At 48.1% G+C, this 1,613-nt stretch carries 3 protein-coding genes and 1 pseudogene; all 4 read left to right on the forward strand.

The annotated features are described in order from the left end of the window. The coding region (locus Q0294_RS21200; protein ID WP_299469435.1) for a hypothetical protein at positions 1 to 307 on the forward strand (307 nt) is incomplete at its 5' end. Beyond that, a complete protein-coding gene (locus tag Q0294_RS21205; RefSeq protein WP_299469437.1) occupies positions 304 to 567 on the forward strand; it encodes a hypothetical protein in 264 nt (87 codons plus the stop codon). The genes Q0294_RS21200 and Q0294_RS21205, both read left to right, overlap by 4 nt. Before the next feature lie 8 nt (positions 568 to 575). After that, the gene (locus tag Q0294_RS21210; protein ID WP_299469439.1) at positions 576 to 1,433 is read left to right on the forward strand and encodes a PD-(D/E)XK nuclease-like domain-containing protein; all 858 of its coding nucleotides are present in this window, start codon (positions 576 to 578) and stop codon (positions 1,431 to 1,433) included. Further along, positions 1,426 to 1,613 (forward strand): annotated as a pseudogene (locus Q0294_RS21215) (exodeoxyribonuclease VIII); the annotation flags it as partial. The gene Q0294_RS21210 and the pseudogene Q0294_RS21215, both read left to right, overlap by 8 nt.

Below are 1,613 nucleotides of genomic sequence, written 5' to 3' on the forward strand. Positions count from 1 at the left end.
CGAGCGCATCCTTGCAGAGAAGGACGAATCGATTGAGTTTGCCAACCAGCGGTGCGACGAACTGCGGGCGAAAGTGACGGAGCTTGAAAACAGTGTTCGTGATTTGAACGCCGAAAACGAATCCATGAGAAACTGTTTCGGCAGTGCCGACGAAGCAGGTCAGGCGGTCGGGGATCTTGTGCATAAACTGGAAAAGAATGTTTCCAAGCAAGCAGATCTCAAGGACGAAGAAACCGAACTCCACATATCACTAATGACGGCAATTGCCCGCGAGCAGATCGCAGGGAATGCGCTGGAGCAGTCATGAAGTACGACCCACAAAGCCTAATAGACGAACTGGCACACTACCAGGAAGCAGCAGAGGAAGCGTTTGCTGACGGTTTGAGAGTTCATGTTGATATCCATCCAGACGGTTCAACAGTCGTCAAGGATGGAAGGATCGAAGCACCAGACAGATTCACGATTGAAACAGTAGACGACATCCTGCCATTGGCATTCTACCTTCACGAACTGACATACCGTCTGGAGTCAGTTGTCGGTGACAAGGCAACTTACAAATACAGTTAGGGGGAGCGATGAAACCGCAGCTTGTTAAATGTGGACACGAAGAATACAGCGAAATAGACGCGCTACGGTCTTCGGATTTGAAAGTGTTTATTGAGTCACCACAGAAATTTGAAGACGTGTGTATTAAGAAGATGTACCCGCGCAACGCTACTGACTCAATGCGTATGGGGACGATTCTACATCAATTCATTCTGGAGAATAAATCACAGGATGGGATTGATTACGCGGTCTGGACTGGGAGTTCTCGATCTGGTGCGAAGTGGTTGCACTTCATCGACTCTTGCGAGGCAAACGGGATTCCCTACCTGATCAAGAACAGCAGCAAGGATGAACTTGGTTTGATTGAGTTGCAGGTCAAAGCAATCCTCAAAAATAAAGAGGCAGTTAGGCTGATTGAGGGAACAGCGGTTCGAGAGCAGGCGATTGTCTGGGAGCAGGACGGCGTAAAGTGCAAAGCCTTGATTGACATGATGTCAGCAGACGGAACGATAACCGATCTTAAAACGTCTGCCGATCCATCAGAGAAAAAGTTCTTTTGGAGTATGGACGATTACGGTTATCACTATTCAGCGGCATTCTACGAGATGGGCCGGGATGCTTACTGGGGATCGGACAGAGTGTATCCGTTCTATTGGATCGTCGTTTCAAACAGCGGATGGATTCACTGCCGGGTGTGGCAGCTTCAAGACGAACTCCGCGACATCGCAAAATATCACATCAAAGCAAAGCTGGCCCACTACAAGCACTGCCGGGAGTCGGGCATTTGGGAAGACCACGAATTAAACAAGTCTCAAGTTCTGCACGCTACCAATTATTACCTCGAAAAAAACGGCATCAACTTAATACAGGGAGAGTCCAATGGATGACAATCTGAAACTCTGGGATTCAGTACAACAAACTGACCCACAATATACATCAAAGGTAACCGGCAAAGCCTTTAACGGCACGTCAATCAATCCGATGTATTTAACTAAAAAGGCTACTGAACATCTCGGACCAATGGGGGAAGGATGGGGGGTTGAATCGATCTGTTCAGAGACAGAGAC

Origin of the sequence: uncultured Gimesia sp. (assembly GCF_937919775.1) — a bacterium.
Classification (GTDB): Bacteria; Planctomycetota; Planctomycetia; order Planctomycetales; family Planctomycetaceae; genus Gimesia.